At 62.5% G+C, this 14,558-nt stretch carries 13 protein-coding genes; all 13 read right to left on the bottom strand.

Going from position 1 to position 14,558, the window contains the following annotated elements:
* Window positions 1-50: 50 nt before the first annotated feature.
* A complete protein-coding gene (mdcH, locus tag BM132_RS13230; protein WP_092455813.1) occupies window positions 51-971 on the bottom strand; it encodes a malonate decarboxylase subunit epsilon in 921 nt (306 codons plus the stop codon).
* Window positions 968-1,588 carry a malonate decarboxylase holo-ACP synthase gene (locus BM132_RS13235; protein ID WP_092456041.1) on the bottom strand — a complete coding sequence of 207 codons (621 nt, stop codon included), beginning with the start codon at window positions 1,586-1,588 and terminating at the stop codon, window positions 968-970. Before BM132_RS13235 ends, mdcH begins: the two co-directional genes overlap by 4 nt.
* Window positions 1,585-2,388 carry a biotin-independent malonate decarboxylase subunit gamma gene (gene mdcE / locus BM132_RS13240; protein WP_092455815.1) on the bottom strand — a complete coding sequence of 268 codons (804 nt, stop codon included), beginning with the start codon at window positions 2,386-2,388 and terminating at the stop codon, window positions 1,585-1,587. The genes BM132_RS13235 and mdcE overlap by 4 nt, the downstream gene beginning before the upstream one ends.
* A complete protein-coding gene (locus tag BM132_RS13245; protein WP_092455818.1) occupies window positions 2,385-3,236 on the bottom strand; it encodes a biotin-independent malonate decarboxylase subunit beta in 852 nt (283 codons plus the stop codon). Before BM132_RS13245 ends, mdcE begins: the two co-directional genes overlap by 4 nt.
* Entirely contained in the window at window positions 3,229-3,528 is a 300-nt protein-coding gene (locus BM132_RS13250; RefSeq protein WP_047226946.1) for a malonate decarboxylase subunit delta, read from the bottom strand. Before BM132_RS13250 ends, BM132_RS13245 begins: the two co-directional genes overlap by 8 nt.
* Window positions 3,528-4,403 carry a triphosphoribosyl-dephospho-CoA synthase gene (locus BM132_RS13255; protein WP_092401517.1) on the bottom strand — a complete coding sequence of 292 codons (876 nt, stop codon included), beginning with the start codon at window positions 4,401-4,403 and terminating at the stop codon, window positions 3,528-3,530. The genes BM132_RS13250 and BM132_RS13255 overlap by 1 nt, the downstream gene beginning before the upstream one ends.
* Complete coding sequence (mdcA, locus tag BM132_RS13260) at window positions 4,404-6,074, bottom strand: malonate decarboxylase subunit alpha (protein ID WP_047226944.1); 1,671 nt, start codon at window positions 6,072-6,074, stop codon at window positions 4,404-4,406. It lies immediately after the preceding gene.
* A 268-nt stretch (window positions 6,075-6,342) separates the two neighbouring features.
* Complete coding sequence (gene mdoH, locus BM132_RS13265) at window positions 6,343-8,913, bottom strand: glucans biosynthesis glucosyltransferase MdoH (RefSeq protein ID WP_092455821.1); 2,571 nt, start codon at window positions 8,911-8,913, stop codon at window positions 6,343-6,345.
* The gene (locus BM132_RS13270) at window positions 8,906-10,645 is read right to left on the bottom strand and encodes a glucan biosynthesis protein G (protein ID WP_218157841.1); all 1,740 of its coding nucleotides are present in this window, start codon (window positions 10,643-10,645) and stop codon (window positions 8,906-8,908) included. Before BM132_RS13270 ends, mdoH begins: the two co-directional genes overlap by 8 nt.
* A 350-nt stretch (window positions 10,646-10,995) precedes the next feature.
* Window positions 10,996-11,433, bottom strand: a complete 438-nt coding sequence (gene dtd, locus BM132_RS13275; RefSeq protein ID WP_092455823.1) for a D-aminoacyl-tRNA deacylase — start codon at window positions 11,431-11,433, stop codon at window positions 10,996-10,998.
* Window positions 11,430-12,401 (bottom strand): prolyl aminopeptidase, encoded by a 972-nt coding sequence (pip, locus tag BM132_RS13280; RefSeq protein ID WP_092401505.1) that lies wholly within the window; start codon window positions 12,399-12,401, stop codon window positions 11,430-11,432. The genes dtd and pip overlap by 4 nt, the downstream gene beginning before the upstream one ends.
* Window positions 12,402-12,506: 105 nt before the next feature.
* Complete coding sequence (locus tag BM132_RS13285; RefSeq protein ID WP_177218175.1) at window positions 12,507-13,421, bottom strand: alpha/beta hydrolase; 915 nt, start codon at window positions 13,419-13,421, stop codon at window positions 12,507-12,509.
* Between the two features lie 163 nt (window positions 13,422-13,584).
* Window positions 13,585-14,532, bottom strand: coding sequence for a choline ABC transporter substrate-binding protein (locus BM132_RS13290; protein WP_092455825.1), 948 nt, complete (start codon window positions 14,530-14,532; stop codon window positions 13,585-13,587).
* Between the last annotated feature and the right edge of the window lie 26 nt (window positions 14,533-14,558).

Genomic DNA, 14,558 nt, shown 5'->3' on the forward strand with positions numbered 1-14,558 from the left:
TGCATCGTCGAAGTTGTTGTTTTTGTGCTTCGCCAGCTTGAGTCGGTGGTTTAGGGTCGGCGGCGTCCCTCCTCTCTGAGCAGCGTCTGCAAGGTGTCCAGGCGCGCACCGTCGAAAGCGATGACTGTGCCCTGCTCGAACACCCGACGCGCCAGTCCCGTCAGAACCGCACCGGGCGGCAGTTCGATCTGTAACCGCACGCCTCGCTCGTAGGCGCTTTGCACCGTGCCGCGCCAATCCACCACACGGCACATGTTGAAAGCCAGGTCCTCACGCAAGGCGTCAGTGTTCACCACGGGCCGGGCACGACTGCCGCTCAGATAACCCAAAGCGGGCGCTTTCAACGGCACCTCGGCAAACGCCTGGGCCAGTGCCCGGGCCGGGGCCTCCAGCAACGGACAGTGGGACGGGACGCTCACCGCCAGCCGACACGCTTTCGCAGCGCCCTGGCTGCGTGCCTTCTGGGCGACGATGCCCATGGCCTCGTCACTGCCAGCAATGACCACCTGGTTATCGGCGTTGATGTTGGCCAGGTAAACCGGCGTCATGGCGCTGTGCACCTGTGCGAGCAAAACCTCCACTGTCGCCAGCTCGAGGCCGATGATCGCCGTCATGCCGAAGCCTCGCGGATACGCCTGCTGCATCAGTTCGCCCCGCAGGCTGACCAGCCGCAATGCATCATCGAACCCCAGTGCACCGGCCACCACCGCCGCCGGGTACGCGCCGATGGACAGGCCCGCAACGTAATCCGGCGCAGGTGCCTGTTCCAGCAATTGTCGGGCTGCCGCGACACCCGCGATCAACAGACACAGTTGCACGGCTCGGGTCGATTGCAACGCCTCGGTGCTGTCCAGCTGTCGTACGTTTTCGCCCAACACTTCACCGGCCTGTTCCAGCAGTTGCGGCGACACGCCCTGAAGCATGCCCGCCCGCTGCGCACCCTGGCCGGGGAATACCAAAAGGCTGCTCACGCCACTTGCTCCAGCGACGGTTGCCACGGATCGATCACCAGACGTGCCTGACGATTATCTTTGAGCAACACCCGTCGCGCCGAGCCGGCCCACTCGCGCAGGGCAACAGCGCCGAAGGGGGTTTGCAGTTGCATATCCACGGCGCACGTCGAACCGTCCAGTTGCGCCAACAAATCCCGGGCCTCAATACGATCCAGCGGCTGCGGTGTGCGCAGGATCAAATCCAGGTCACTGCGCGCATGCAGCGCCTCGATGCCACTGGCCAGTTCAAATCCGGCGCTGCCGCTGACACCCCAGACCCAGCCGCTGGCATCCAGCATCGGCCGCAATTGCGCGAGCGCCTGCAACGCCGGCACGTCACGGCGCAATGCGACATGGCAAAGCTCCTCGGGGCGCACCCGGCGCTGGATCGCAGCCACCGACATCGACGTGGCGTAACGCTGTTCCCGCGAGACTCCCCGCACCCCCACGGCAATGTGTCCCGGCGCGGTGATCGCCCGCCGCACCACCACCGGTTGCCCAAGGCTGAGGGAGTCAATGACCCACGCCGGCGCATCCGCAGGCAACGGCTGTGGAGTCATCCCCCACAGCAGGTCGTGGGCCAGAAAGGTGCTCACCACTGCGCTCTCAACAATTGGCGAACAGTGCTGGAAGCCGCACGATGCGTCGCCCCGAGGCGGCTGCTCAAGTCCCGAGGCGCGTCTGCCACTTCGTTGATCGCCTGTTGCAGACAATCTCTGACCCGTGCCAGATCCGCCGCGTTTGGCTGCTCGATCTGCTCCACCGACAGGGTTTCCCACAGCAAACCGAGGCTGGCGAAACTGTCGATGTCATAGGCCATCGGCGGCACGCTGGCGGCCAGGGCTTCAAGCTCTTCGACGCTGCGCAGGGTCACCCGCGCCGCCGAGGCCTTGCCCATGGCGTGGACCATCACGCCCGGGTCGCGCAAAGCGATCAACCGGTTGGCCTGATAACCGTGGGCCAGGAACGCCCCGGACATGGCCTTGCCCACCAGCAAACCGATCACCGGATGCCCGGCCAGCCGCGCTCGGGCATAACTGTCCGCCGCACCGGCCAAGGCCTGATGAATACCCAGGCCTTCTTCACGACGACCATAGGCCTGGCTCGGCACATCGACGATGGCAATCAGCGCGCGCTTGTGGGGGGCATCGCGGTCGGCATCGATAGCCTCGTCCACGGCTTTGGCCAGGCCCCAACCTTCGAGCAAACCGACTTCGCCGTTGCGAGCACGGGGAAAGCGACTGTCGGGATCCGCCACCACCGCCAGCAGGCGCACGTTTTGCTCGCCCAGGGTGACGTCAGCAACTTTCAACGAAGCAGGCAAGCCTTCCAATGGTTTGGCGTTGCCACTCAAGGCCTCGAACCAGCGCAAGCCTCTCAACGAATACGAATTCATGGGCGTTCTCCCTGATACAACTGGCGAACCGCGGCCGGTTCGATTTGCACTTCAGTGTCCAGTCGGGCCAAACGTTGCAGGAACACCTCGGCCTGACCGCTTCGATGCTGGGCGGGTACGCCCAAGTGCAACAACTGGCTGACGTGCTCGCGGATCTGCGTCACGTCATCGGCCACATAGCGGTCCACCAACCCGGTGGCGAAGCGTTGCTCACCGCCGGTCAGGCTCCAGATGAACGGCCGATCACGGGAATCGTACTCGTCGATCCCGGCCTCCTGCTCGATCACTTGCGGACCGTTCAGGCCCAGCCGCGCTTCCTGGGTCACCAGCAGATAGCTGCACAGTCCGGCGGCGATGGACATGCCGCCAAAACAACCGACGCTGCCGGCCACCACACCGATGACGGGCTGGTACTGGCGCAAGTCGACAATCGCCGAATGAATCTCGGCAATCGCCGCCAGCCCGAGATTGGCTTCCTGCAAACGCACGCCGCCGGTTTCCAACAGCAATACGGCGCGGGTCGGGATGCCTTTGCGGTTGTCCTCGGCGGCCAGCTCCAGCGCACCGGCGATCTTCGCCCCGCCGACTTCACCCAGGCTGCCGCCCTGGAACGCGCCTTCGATGGCCGCGATCACCACTGGCAAGCCATCGAGCAAGCCTTTGGCGATCACCACGCCGTCGTCGCTTTGCGGCACCACGCCCTGGCGCAGCAGCCAGGGCGACATGATTCGCTGGAAGGGGTCGAGCAGTTCACGGAACGAGCCGTCATCGAGCAGGGCTTTGGCCCGTTGCCGGGCACCCAGCTCGACGAAGCTGTGTTTGTTGAGCAACGCTGCGCTGTCAGTCATGGCCGATCTCCTCGAAGCCTTGTTCCAGGCGCAACCGCACCACACCAGGGGTGGCACCGAAATCATGGATGTCGATCGCCAGGGCCGGCGGCATCTGGCCGTCGAACATGCGGGCGAACAGATGTTGCCAGCGTTGTTCACTGCCGTTGACCGAGGTCTGCACCTGAATGGTCAACTTGCCCGCCAGGCCCGGCTCGATCAGCACTTCCAGGTCACCCGAGCCGACGCAGCCCACCAGCGCCCGGCCCCGTGGCGGCTGCCCGGCGGGAAATTCAAAGGATAAGGTTTGCATCAGCACACTCCTGGGAAGAGGCCATCGCCGCGCTCGATTCGGTCGAGGAACAGGCAGGCGGCGAGCAAATCGGCAGCGCCACCGGGCGAGGCGTTCATGGCAATCAATTGTTGGTCCAGCGCATGCAACTGGCGACGACCGCCCAGGCTGGCGCTGCCACCGGCGTCGAGCACCGCTCTGGCGCCGTGCTGCATGGCCTGCAGACCGGGCTCACCGGCGCGGTAGAGCACGCAGGTGTCGGCCAACGTTGTCATGATCGCCAGCAAAGCATCGAGCCGGGCATTCTGTTCGCCCGCCCCCGCCGCGCGACTGCGCTTGAGTTGTGGCAGGCCCAGGCCGGTGACGGCCGGGAATGCCAGTTGCGCTTCTTCCCGGGCGCCTCGCACGCCATAGCGTTGAGCCACTTGGGCGCCATGGCTGAAGGGGTTGGGTGCGTAGCGATCGTTGAGCAAGGCCAGCCGCGCGGCACGTAAAGTGACGGCGCTGGCGACGCTGGATTCAGGTTCCAGTGCGGCCGCAGCCACCAACAGCCCCAAAGCCCAGATCGCGCCACGGTGGGTGTTCACACCGTCGGTGGTAGCGAGCATCGCCGCTTCCCCTTCACGGCCGATCCGCCCAAGAGCTTCGCGCAACGGCAGGCCGATCTCGCCGTATTCAAGGGCGGCGTCGGCCATTTCCTTAAATGCCGGCCACAGCGACAATGCCGAAGCGTGCATCAGACCCAGGTGCAGATCGGTGTGGGCGCCATTGCCGCGCCGATCCACCAAGGCCGGTTTGGGTGACAGGTCGGCTTCGTCGATCAGCGCGTCCACCGCCATATCCGCCAAGCGCTCGGCCAAGGACAATTTTTTCGGTTGCAGGTTGAAGGCGTGCATTTACCAACTCCTGAACTTGGCGGGCGGGTTGTAGAGGCCACCTGACCACTCCACCAGATCGGCCACGCTCTTGGCGGCGAGCAACTCGCGGGTGGCGTCGGTGCGACGAATGCCGAGGTCTTCAGGCAAGGCAATCAAGCCTTCGCGGCGCATACGGGCAGTGTCTTTCGGGTTATGGCGCAAACCGATTGCAGTGACCCCGGCCACGGCGGCGATCATTGCCTGGCGCTCTTCCAGGGAGCGGGCCTTGTACAGGTAGGCGATGCCCTCTTCGGTGAGCAAGTGGGTGACGTCGTCGCCGTAGATCATGATCGGTGCCAGGGGCATGCCGGCTTTTTTCGCCACCTCCACCGCGTCGAGGGTTTCGACGAAGGTGGGTTTGCCGCCTTCCTGGAAGGTCTCGACCATCTGCACCACCAGTTTCTTGCCCCGCTCAAGCAGCGGCGCCTCGCCATCGCCGTGGCGCATGTCGAGCCAGGCCGGTGTGCCGTGACGGCGACCGCGCGGGTCGTGGCCCATGTTCGGCGCACCGCCGAAACCGGCCAGTCGGCCACGGGTTACCGTCGAAGAATGTCCGTCGCCGTCCACCTGCAAAGTAGCGCCGATAAATAGGTCCACCGCGTATTGCCCGGCCAGTTGGCAGACCATGCGGTTGGAGCGCAGCGAACCGTCATGACCGGTGAAGAACACGTCCGGCCGCGCGGCAATGTAGTTTTCCATGCCCAGTTCGGTGCCAAAGCAATGCACGCTTTCGACCCAGCCGCTTTCGATAGCCGGGATCAGGGTTGGATGGGGATTGAGGGTCCAGTTACGGCAGATCTTGCCCTTCAAACCCAGGGACTCGCCGTAGGTTGGCAGGATCAGCTCGATGGCGGCGGTGTTGAAGCCGATGCCGTGATTGAGCGACTGGACGTTGTGCTTCTCGTAGATCCCGCGAATCGCCATCATCGCCATCAACACATGCACCGGCTTGATGTGGCGCGGGTCGCGGGTGAACAGCGGTTCGATGTAGAACGGCTTGTCGGCCACCACCACAAAATCGACCCAGGATGCCGGGATATCAACCCTCGGCAGGTCGCTGACGTCGTCCACCAACTGGTTGACCTGGACAATCACAATCCCGTCGCTGAACGCCGCCGGCTCAATCAGCGCGGGGGTGTCTTCGGTACTGGGGCCGGTGTAGATATTGCCAGCACGGTCGGCCATGAACCCGGCCGAGAGCACCACGTTGGGAATCAGGTCCACCACCAGCCGGGCATAAAGTTCGATGTAGGTGTGGATCGCACCGACTTCCAGCAGGCCATCTTCGAGCAACTGGCTGATGCGCAGGCTCTGGGTGCCGGCGAAGGAAAAATCCAGCTTGCGGGCAATGCCGCGTTCGAACAGGTCCAGGTGTTCGGAGCGGCCGACGCTGGGCATGATCATGTGCAGGTCGTGCAGCTTCGCCGGGTCGACTTTGGCCAGAGAGCGCGATAGAAAATCCGCCTGCTTCTGGTTATTGCCTTCCAGCACCACGCGATCGCCCGGAAGGATCAACGCCTCCAGCGCCGCAACGATCTTGTCGGTGGGCAACACCACACCGTCGGCAAGCCCCTTCACCAGCTCGAGACGCCGCTGCTTTTCGCAACGCCGCCGCGTCCAGCGCGAGTCGGGGGATATTGTTGTTGTCATGACCACTCCACGGGTTCGCTGTCGTGGGGGCTACCTTAGGAGCGTCGGGATCAGGACATCAATCAAGCTCAGCGGCGGATCGTTACGCTTGGCGTAATGGTTGAACGCAGTCCTGTGGGAGCAAGCGTTGCTCCCACAGGTCCTGGCGAATCGAATGCTGGACAAAGTCCATACACAACCCCTGACCTCACCACGGGCGGTATTCGCATACTCAAACAGCCCCCAACAAAAAGCCCCGCTTCCTTTCAGAAGCGGGGCTTTTTGCGTGTCAGGCCAGTTGAGGCTGTGCGCTCATGGGCTGAAGCGGCAGTAGCGGAGCGTGGGGATCGGCCTTGACCGATGCACGCCACGCCGCCAACCACTCGCTATGCCCCTCGCTCCAGACCTGCTCATGCAGGCGGGACAGGGTCACCGGGTCGCTCAGCAGCGCCAGTCGCTCGCTGTTGTTCAGGCCCGCCGGGCCAACCTTGAGGGCGTGACGAACCCGTTCGATCCGCAGCCATTCGATCGGCTCGGCCTGGCCGTGACGCGATGTGGCCAGCGCAAAGGCCAGGGCGTTCTGTTGCGGATCGACCACTGCGCGGATGAAACCGTCGTTCAGCGCGTGCCAACGGTTTTCATGGGTGTACTGATCGGTCGACAGCAGTTCCTGTGGCGGTGCGTATTCCTCAGGGATCAGGAACAGGCTTTCATCGCGGGACTTCAAGCCAAGGCCCACTCGGCTGGAGATCACCGACACCGGAATCGACAGCATCAGCGAACCGACGATCGGCACCAGCCACCACAAAAAGCTCGGGTTCAGCCAGATCACCAGCAAGGCCCAGAAGAAGCCCAGAAGGGTTTGCGGGCCGTGGCGCTTGACGGCTTCGCTCCAGGGCGTGGAGTCGTCGTCACGTTTGGGCGAGTTCCAGGTAGCGGCCCAGCCCAGGAAGGCGGCGAGCACGAAGCGGGTGTGGAAAATCATCCGCACCGGCGCCAGCAGCATGGAGAACAACATCTCCAGCAACATCGACATCGTTACCTTGAACTTGCCACCAAACTCTTTCGCGCCCTTGGCCCAGATCAGGATGATGCTCAGCAGCTTGGGCAGGAACAGCAACACGATGGTGGTGGAGAACAGCGCGATGGCTTTTTCCGGATGCCACTGCGGCCACAACGGGTACAGCTGGCGTGGCTCGAGGAAGTATTGCGGCTCCATCAGCGTGTTCACCGCCAGCAGCGCAGTGGATAGCACCAGGAAGAAGAACCACAGCGGTGCCGACAGATAGGACATCACGCCGGTCAGGAATACCGCGCGATGCACCGGGTGCATGCCCTTGACCAGGAACAGCCGGAAGTTCATCAGGTTACCGTGGCACCAGCGACGGTCACGCTTGAGTTCGTCCAACAGGTTGGGCGGCAACTCTTCATAGCTGCCCGGCAAATCGTAGGCAATCCAGACGCCCCAGCCGGCACGGCGCATCAACGCGGCTTCGACGAAGTCGTGGGACAGGATCGCCCCGGCGAACGCCCCTTTACCGGGCAACGGCGCCAGGGCGCAATGCTCGATGAACGGCTTCATGCGGATGATCGCGTTGTGACCCCAGTAGTGGGATTCCCCCAACTGCCAGAAGTGCAGGCCGGCGGTGAACAGCGGACCGTACACCCGGGTGGCGAATTGCTGCATGCGCGCATACAGCGTGTCCATGCCCGAGGCGCGTGGCGCGGTCTGGATGATGCCGGCATCCGGCGTGGCTTCCATCAGGCGCACCAGGCTGGTCAGGCACTCGCCACTCATGACGCTGTCGGCGTCGAGCACGACCATGTACTTGTAGTCACTGCCCCAGCGACGGCAGAAGTCGTCGAGGTTACCGCTCTTGCGTTTGACGCGACGACGACGGCGGCGATAGAAAATCTTGCCAAAACCCCCGGCTTCACGGCAGACATCCAGCCAGGCTTGCTGCTCGGCGACGCAGATATCGGTTTCGTTACTGTCGCTGAGTACGAAGAAGTCGAAACGATCCAGGTCCCCGGTGGCCGCAACCGACTCGAACGTGGCACGCAAACCGGCGAACACTCGCGGCACATCCTCGTTGCAGATCGGCATCACCAGTGCGGTGCGGGCGTCCTTGGGAATCGGCTCGTTGCCGGCACTGGCACCGGAGATGCGGTACTTGTCGTGACCGGTGAGCAGCTCGAGAAACCCCATCAGCGCCGTCCAGAAACCGGCCGATACCCAGCAGAACAGGATCCCGAACAGAATCAGGATGCTGGTCTGCAATGCATAGGGTAGTACCTGGGTGGCGGTCTGCAACAGCGGCTGGTGCAGGACTTCGTCCAGGTCCACCAACGACCAGCCCTGGTACGGCATGATGCCCTTCATGTACCAGCCGGCGACGATGGTCTGGCCGAGCATCAGGATCAGCAGGATATAGCGACGGATCGAACCCACGGTGCGCCAGCGTGCGTGCGGCAACACGCGCTCATCCTTGGGCGGCTTCGGCGGGTTGGTGCGACCTGTCAGGCGACGCCAGGCGCGCACCAGGATATTGGTGCGCCACGGCTCCGGTACCACCTTGGTCCGACGAATCGGCGGCGTGGCTTTGAGACAGACACGCCCGCTGGCGTCGAGCGCCAGCATTTCGGCGTCTTCGAGTTCTTCGGCGGTGCTCAGGGTCAGCCGACGGCCCACCGAGGCTTGCGCCGCTTCGGTGGGTGCATCGAAGGCCGACGACGAAAGGCGCTCGTGCAGCTCGCTGAAAGACTTGCAGCCCGCCAGCTCGGCGCGCTGCGCATCGGTCATGGGCAAATGGGCCAGATACTCGCTGAGCGTCTCTGGCTGTACTGGAGTATTACTCATCGGCTGGCAACTGATAGCTCCAGGTCTCGGTCAGGACTTGTTCAGTCGGTTCCGGTTCCTGCGGGGTTGGGGTCGACTCAGCGGCAGTGGACGCGCTATCGACCTTGGCTTCTTTCTCCTGCTCTTTTTCCTGCGCGATTTCCTTATCGCTCTGCTGCCTGGCGACCTTGTCAGCCTTGGCAAGGGTCGTGGTCACCGCATGGGACGCGGCCGGCGCTTCAACCGGAACCAGTGGACGGACCAGCGCGGCGCGCAATTCAGTGGACTGTTTAGGGTCTTTGATCTTCAGTCGCAGGGTCAGGCGCCAGCCCTTGGTTTCAGGGTTGTAACGCACATTATTCTCGACGATCTCACCGTTTTCGCCGACGCTCACCTGACTACGCACTTCGGCGTCTTCCGGCAGGGCTTGCAGGGAAGGACCTTCGAAATCCACCAGATAAGCCACGCTGCCGTCCGGCTGACGGATCAGGTTGGACTGCTTCACGTCACCGGTCGAACGCAGGGTCTGCTTGACCCAGGCGCTGTCCGGCGAATGCAGGTTGGCTTCGTCGAGGGTCCAGTGCAGGCGGTAGGCGAAGTCCAGCGGCTGACCTGGCTCAGGCAGCTTTTCCGGGCTCCAGAACGCCACGATGTTGTCGTTGGTTTCGTCAGCGGTCGGAATTTCAACCAGGTCGACGGAGCCCTTGCCCCAATCGCCTTTCGGTTCGATCCAGGCACTTGGACGCTTGTCGTAGCGGTCATCGAGGTCTTCGTAGTGGCTGAAGTCACGACCGCGCTGCAGCAGGCCGAAACCACGCGGGTTTTCTACCGAGAAGTTGCTTACAGCCAAGTGTTTCGGGTTGTTCAACGGGCGCCAGATCCACTCGCCGTTGCCGGCATGGATCGACAAGCCGCTGGAGTCGTGCAGCTCTCGACGGTAGTTCAGGATCTTGGACGGCTGGTTGGCGCCGAACAGGAACATGCTGGTCAACGGAGCAATGCCCAGCTTGGTGACGCGATCTCGCAGGAACACGCGCGACTTCACATCGACGACGGTGTCGGTGCCCGGACGCAGGATCATGCGATAGGCACCGGTAGCCCGTGGCGAATCCAGCAGGGCGAAGATCACCAAGTGCTTATCGGTCGGCCTCGGACGCTGGATCCAGAACTCGCGAAAGCGCGGGAATTCTTCACCCGATGGCAGGGCGGTATCGATGGCCAGGCCACGGGCGGACAAGCCATAAACCTGACCCTTGCCAATGACGCGGAAATAACTCGCGCCCAGCATGGTCATGATTTCGTCTTGCTTGTCGGCCTTGTTGATCGGGTACAGCACGCGAAAACCCGCGTAGCCCAGTTTCTCAGTGGATTTGGGATCGAACTGGACGTCGCCGAAATCGAAGCGCGTCGGGTCGTACTTGATCTCATCGACGGTGGTCGCAGTGATCTCGTTGATCTTCACCGGCGTGTCGAAATGCATGCCCTGGTGATAGAAGGACAGCCTGAACGGCGTCTTCTGATCGGCCCACTCGGCTTTTTCGGTGCGGAAACGGATTTTTTGATAGTCAGCGAATTTCATTTCGCGGAATTCGTTCGGCAGATTGCTGCGCGGGGCTTCGAATTTTTGCCCGGCCAGTTCTTGAGCCTTCGCCGATACATCATCCAGGCTGAATGCCCACAGTTGGCCCGCGCCAAACAGGCACAGCAGGGCCGAGCCCGCTACCAGAGCGTTTCTAAACCGTTTGGCAGTCATTTTTGGTGCATTACAGGGACTAACAATCACGAGCAACCCTCGCCGAAAACAGATCAAAAAACCAACGGCCAGATAAAGTATCTGCAAGGTATCGGCATTGAAAAACCGCACCTGCAGGCCACTCTTGCCAAGTTGGCGAGCATTGTTCCGACTCCGATGGGACAAAATGATTCCCCAAACGGCCCAGGACAAGTCTCTACCTAAGTCAAATGGACCAGCGAACGCTGGTCCCCCGTAGCGCGCGATTATCTAGTAGCCCGCGTGACAACGCATCAGGGGTAACAAAGTATTTATCGAGAAAACTCCCTGTTTTGCCTCGAAACAGGACCGAAAAGATGTTTCAAACGCTTTCAGACCTGTAACAGGAAGGTTACCGGGCCGTCGTTAACCAGATGCACCTGCATGTCGGCGCCGAATCTACCTGATGCCACAGTGCCATGCACCTGTTTCGCGTGGGTGAGCAGATAGTCAAAGAGCTCCTCGCCCAAGGCCGGAGGTGCAGCCGTCGAAAAGCTCGGGCGTAATCCGCTTTTGGTGTCCGCCGCCAGGGTGAACTGCGACACCAACAGCAAGCCACCGCCGACATCTGCCAAGGACAGATTCATCTTGCCATCAGCGTCGCTGAACACCCTGTAGTTCAGCAGTTTGTGCAGCAACTTGTCGGCGCTGGCCCGGGTGTCCTCGGGCTCGACCGCTATCAGGACCAGCAGGCCTTGGTCCACCGCGCCAACGACTTCCCCTGCGACCTCGACCCGGGCGCTGCGGACCCGTTGCAACAGCCCCTTCATGCTTCTTCGGGCGGCAGGTCGAGCAGGCGCCGGGCCATCTGCGCAGCGGCACGTACCAACGCATCGGTGATACCTGGCTCCGAGGCCGCGTGGCCGGCGTCGCGGATCACCTGCAGTTCGCTGTTGGGCCAGTTCTGGTGCAGCTCCCAGGCATTGTCCAGCGGGCAGATCACGTCGTAGCGACCGTGCACGATGACGCCCGGCAGATGGGCGATCTTGCCCATGTCACGGATCAACTGGTTGGGTTCGAGAAAAGCGTTGTTGGTGAAGTAATGACACTCGATCCGGGCAATCGACAACGCACGCTGCGGCTCGGAGAAGCGATCGACCACCAGCGGGTTCGGGCGCAGAGTCGCAGTGCGACCTTCCCAAGTCGACCAAGCCTTGGCCGCGTGCATCTGAGCGATCTGGTCATTACCTGTCAGGCGTTTGTGGAAGGCGCCGAGCAGGTCGTCGCGTTCGTCCAGAGGGATCGGCGCGATGTAGTCCTGCCAGTAATCGGGGAACAGGCGACTGGCGCCGGCCTGGTAGAACCACTCGATTTCCTGCGGACGGCAGAGAAAGATCCCACGCAGAATCAGGCCGTGTACCCGCTCGGGATGGGTCTGGGCGTAAGCCAAGGCCAGGGTCGAGCCCCAGGAGCCGCCAAACAGCACCCATTTTTCGATGCCCAGATGTTTGCGGATGCGTTCCAGGTCTTCGACCAGATCCCAGGTGGTGTTGTTTTCAAGGCTGGCGTGAGGGGTGGAGCGGCCACAGCCGCGCTGGTCGAAGGTAACGATGCGGTACAGGTTCGGATCGAAGTAGCGACGGCTCTGCGCATCGCAACCGGCACCCGGGCCACCGTGAATGAACACCACCGGCAGGCCTTCCGGGGAACCACTTTCATCGACATAGAGCGTGTGGGTGTCATCGACAGCCAGATCGTGCCGGGCATGAGGTTTGATCTGCGGGTACAAAGTCTGCATTGCGCGCTCCGTAAGGGGTCGAGTCATCCCTGGGGGGACTTCTATTTAATCTGCCGTCCGGCATCATAAACCCGAATTACCCGAATGAGCATGTCCCCTGCACAGTCAAAGCGTGTCAGCCAGATACGCCAGCAGTGTGCGATACATCTGATCGACCTCCGGCACCAGCCCCCGGCCCCGCAGGCAACCATGGACCAGGCCCTCGCCGACATACAAGGAAGAGCTCACCCCGGCGATGTTCAGCCGCTCGCTATAAAGGACGCCGTCGTCGCGCAACGGGTCCCATTGCGCCACGACGACCAGCGCTGGCGGCAGGCCGCTCAGGTCATCGGCGAGCAACGGCATGGCGAGGGAAGACGGTTGAGTGTCGCTCAGATAGAGGGCGTGATAACTGTCCAGATCGCGGCTGCTCAACAGTGGTGCATCGGCACATTCGCGCCGCGAGGGCAGATGGGCCGGGCCACCGAGGGCGGGATAAATCAGCACCTGGGCCCGTGGCAGCGCTTGCCCGGCATCGCGCAAGGCCAGGCATAACGCGGCGGCGAGATTGCCCCCGGCGCTGTCACCGGCCACCACCCGACGGCGAGGGTCGATGGCAAAGGGGCTGGCCGCCAGGTGATGCCACACCGTGACGCAATCTTCGAAACCCGCCGGAAACGGATGCTCCGGGGCCAACCGATAATCCACCGCCATGACCAGCACGCCGAGGGTTGCGGCCAGTTCCATGCAGATGAAGTTGTGGGAGTCCAGATCCCCCACCACCCAGCCGCCACCGTGCAGATAAAGGATGCATGGCCAGCCTTCGGCCGGCAGCGCGCTCCGAGGGCAGTAAGCCCGCACGGCTACCCCGGCCAGCTCGAAATCCTCGACCGCCAGCGCCTCCGGGCACGGCGGGGTGAACGCCCGGCACATTTGGCTGTAGGCCTGGCGCTGGCTGGAGAGGCTGTTGTCCGGGCTGTTGAAGCTCAGGGTTTTGTCGATGAAGGCTGACATCGCCTGGGAGAGTGAGTAGGCCATTATGGTTTGCCGTGGATCGCTAAGGTGTAGCTTGGAGGCTTTTGTGGCGAGGGAGCTTGCTCCCGCTGGGCTGCAAAGCAGTCCTCGCTTTTTTTGGCGGTTGCTGCGCAACCGAGCGGGAGCAAGCTCCCTCGCCACAAAGTTACTCACTGCCCTCTGGATTGCATCAGTTCTTGAGACTGGCCTGCACCGCCGCCACGCCATCCTTGCCGTCGAAACTGGTGACACCTGCCAGCCACCGCTGCAAATCCTCAGGATGCTCGCGCAACCATTGCCGAGCAACTTCCTGAGGCGTCTTGCGCGCCATGATCGGCACCATCAACTGGCTTTCCTGGGCCGCCGTAAATGTCAGGTTATCCAGCAACCGGCTCACATTCGGGCAGCGCTGGGCGTAGTCCGGCGCGGTCACGGTGGAGACCGTCGCGGCGCCTTCGTTCGGGCCGTAGACGTCTTCGCTGCCCGTCAGGTAGGTGATGTTCATATTGATGTTCATCGGGTGCGGGGTCCAGCCGACGAAGACCACGAACTCCTTGCGATTCACCGCCCGCTGCACCGCCGCCAGCATCCCGGCCTCACCAGACTCGATCAGCTTGAAGTCCTTGAGGCCAAAGTGATTGGTTTCAATCATGGTCTTGATGGTGGTGTTGGCACCGCTGCCCGGCTCGATGCCGTATATTTTTCCGCCGAGCTGCTCCTTGAACCGGGCGATGTCAGCGAACGTCTTGAGGCCCGCGGCGGCCACGTAGTCCGGCACCGCCAGCGTGGCCTGGGCATCGGCAAGGCTTGGCTGGTCCAGGACTCTCACCTGGTTGGCCGCCAGGAACGGAGCGATGTTGTTGTCCATCGCTGGTTTCCAGTAGCCCAGGAAGATATCGAGGCGCTTGTCACGGATGCCGGCGAAGATGATCTGCTGCACGGCGCTGGTCTGTTTGCTTTCATAACCCAGCCCCGTGAGCAACACATCAGCCATGCCACTGGTGGCGATCACGTCGGTCCAGTTGACCACGCCCATGCGCACGGTCTGGCAGGACGTAGGCTCTGCGGCCATTGCCCCGCTGCTCAATATGGCGGTACCGCAGAGGATCGACAGACAGCGTTTGAACAGTCTTTTCATCGGGAAGGTCTCGTGCGGCAGCGGAT

It is taken from the genome of Pseudomonas sp. NFACC45, assembly GCF_900113505.1.
Lineage (GTDB): Bacteria > Pseudomonadota > Gammaproteobacteria > Pseudomonadales > Pseudomonadaceae > Aquipseudomonas > Aquipseudomonas tehranensis.

Coding starts and splice junctions, on each gene's coding strand:
- mdcE (WP_092455815.1), bottom strand. CDS start 2,388: ATGAATTCGTATTCGTTGAGAGGCTTGCGCTGGTTCGAGGCCTTGAGT.
- BM132_RS13245 (WP_092455818.1), bottom strand. CDS start 3,236: ATGACTGACAGCGCAGCGTTGCTCAACAAACACAGCTTCGTCGAGCTG.
- BM132_RS13250 (WP_047226946.1), bottom strand. CDS start 3,528: ATGCAAACCTTATCCTTTGAATTTCCCGCCGGGCAGCCGCCACGGGGC.
- BM132_RS13255 (WP_092401517.1), bottom strand. CDS start 4,403: ATGCACGCCTTCAACCTGCAACCGAAAAAATTGTCCTTGGCCGAGCGC.
- mdcA (WP_047226944.1), bottom strand. CDS start 6,074: ATGACAACAACAATATCCCCCGACTCGCGCTGGACGCGGCGGCGTTGC.
- mdoH (WP_092455821.1), bottom strand. CDS start 8,913: ATGAGTAATACTCCAGTACAGCCAGAGACGCTCAGCGAGTATCTGGCC.
- BM132_RS13270 (WP_218157841.1), bottom strand. CDS start 10,645: ATGACTGCCAAACGGTTTAGAAACGCTCTGGTAGCGGGCTCGGCCCTG.
- dtd (WP_092455823.1), bottom strand. CDS start 11,433: ATGAAGGGGCTGTTGCAACGGGTCCGCAGCGCCCGGGTCGAGGTCGCA.
- pip (WP_092401505.1), bottom strand. CDS start 12,401: ATGCAGACTTTGTACCCGCAGATCAAACCTCATGCCCGGCACGATCTG.
- BM132_RS13290 (WP_092455825.1), bottom strand. CDS start 14,532: ATGAAAAGACTGTTCAAACGCTGTCTGTCGATCCTCTGCGGTACCGCC.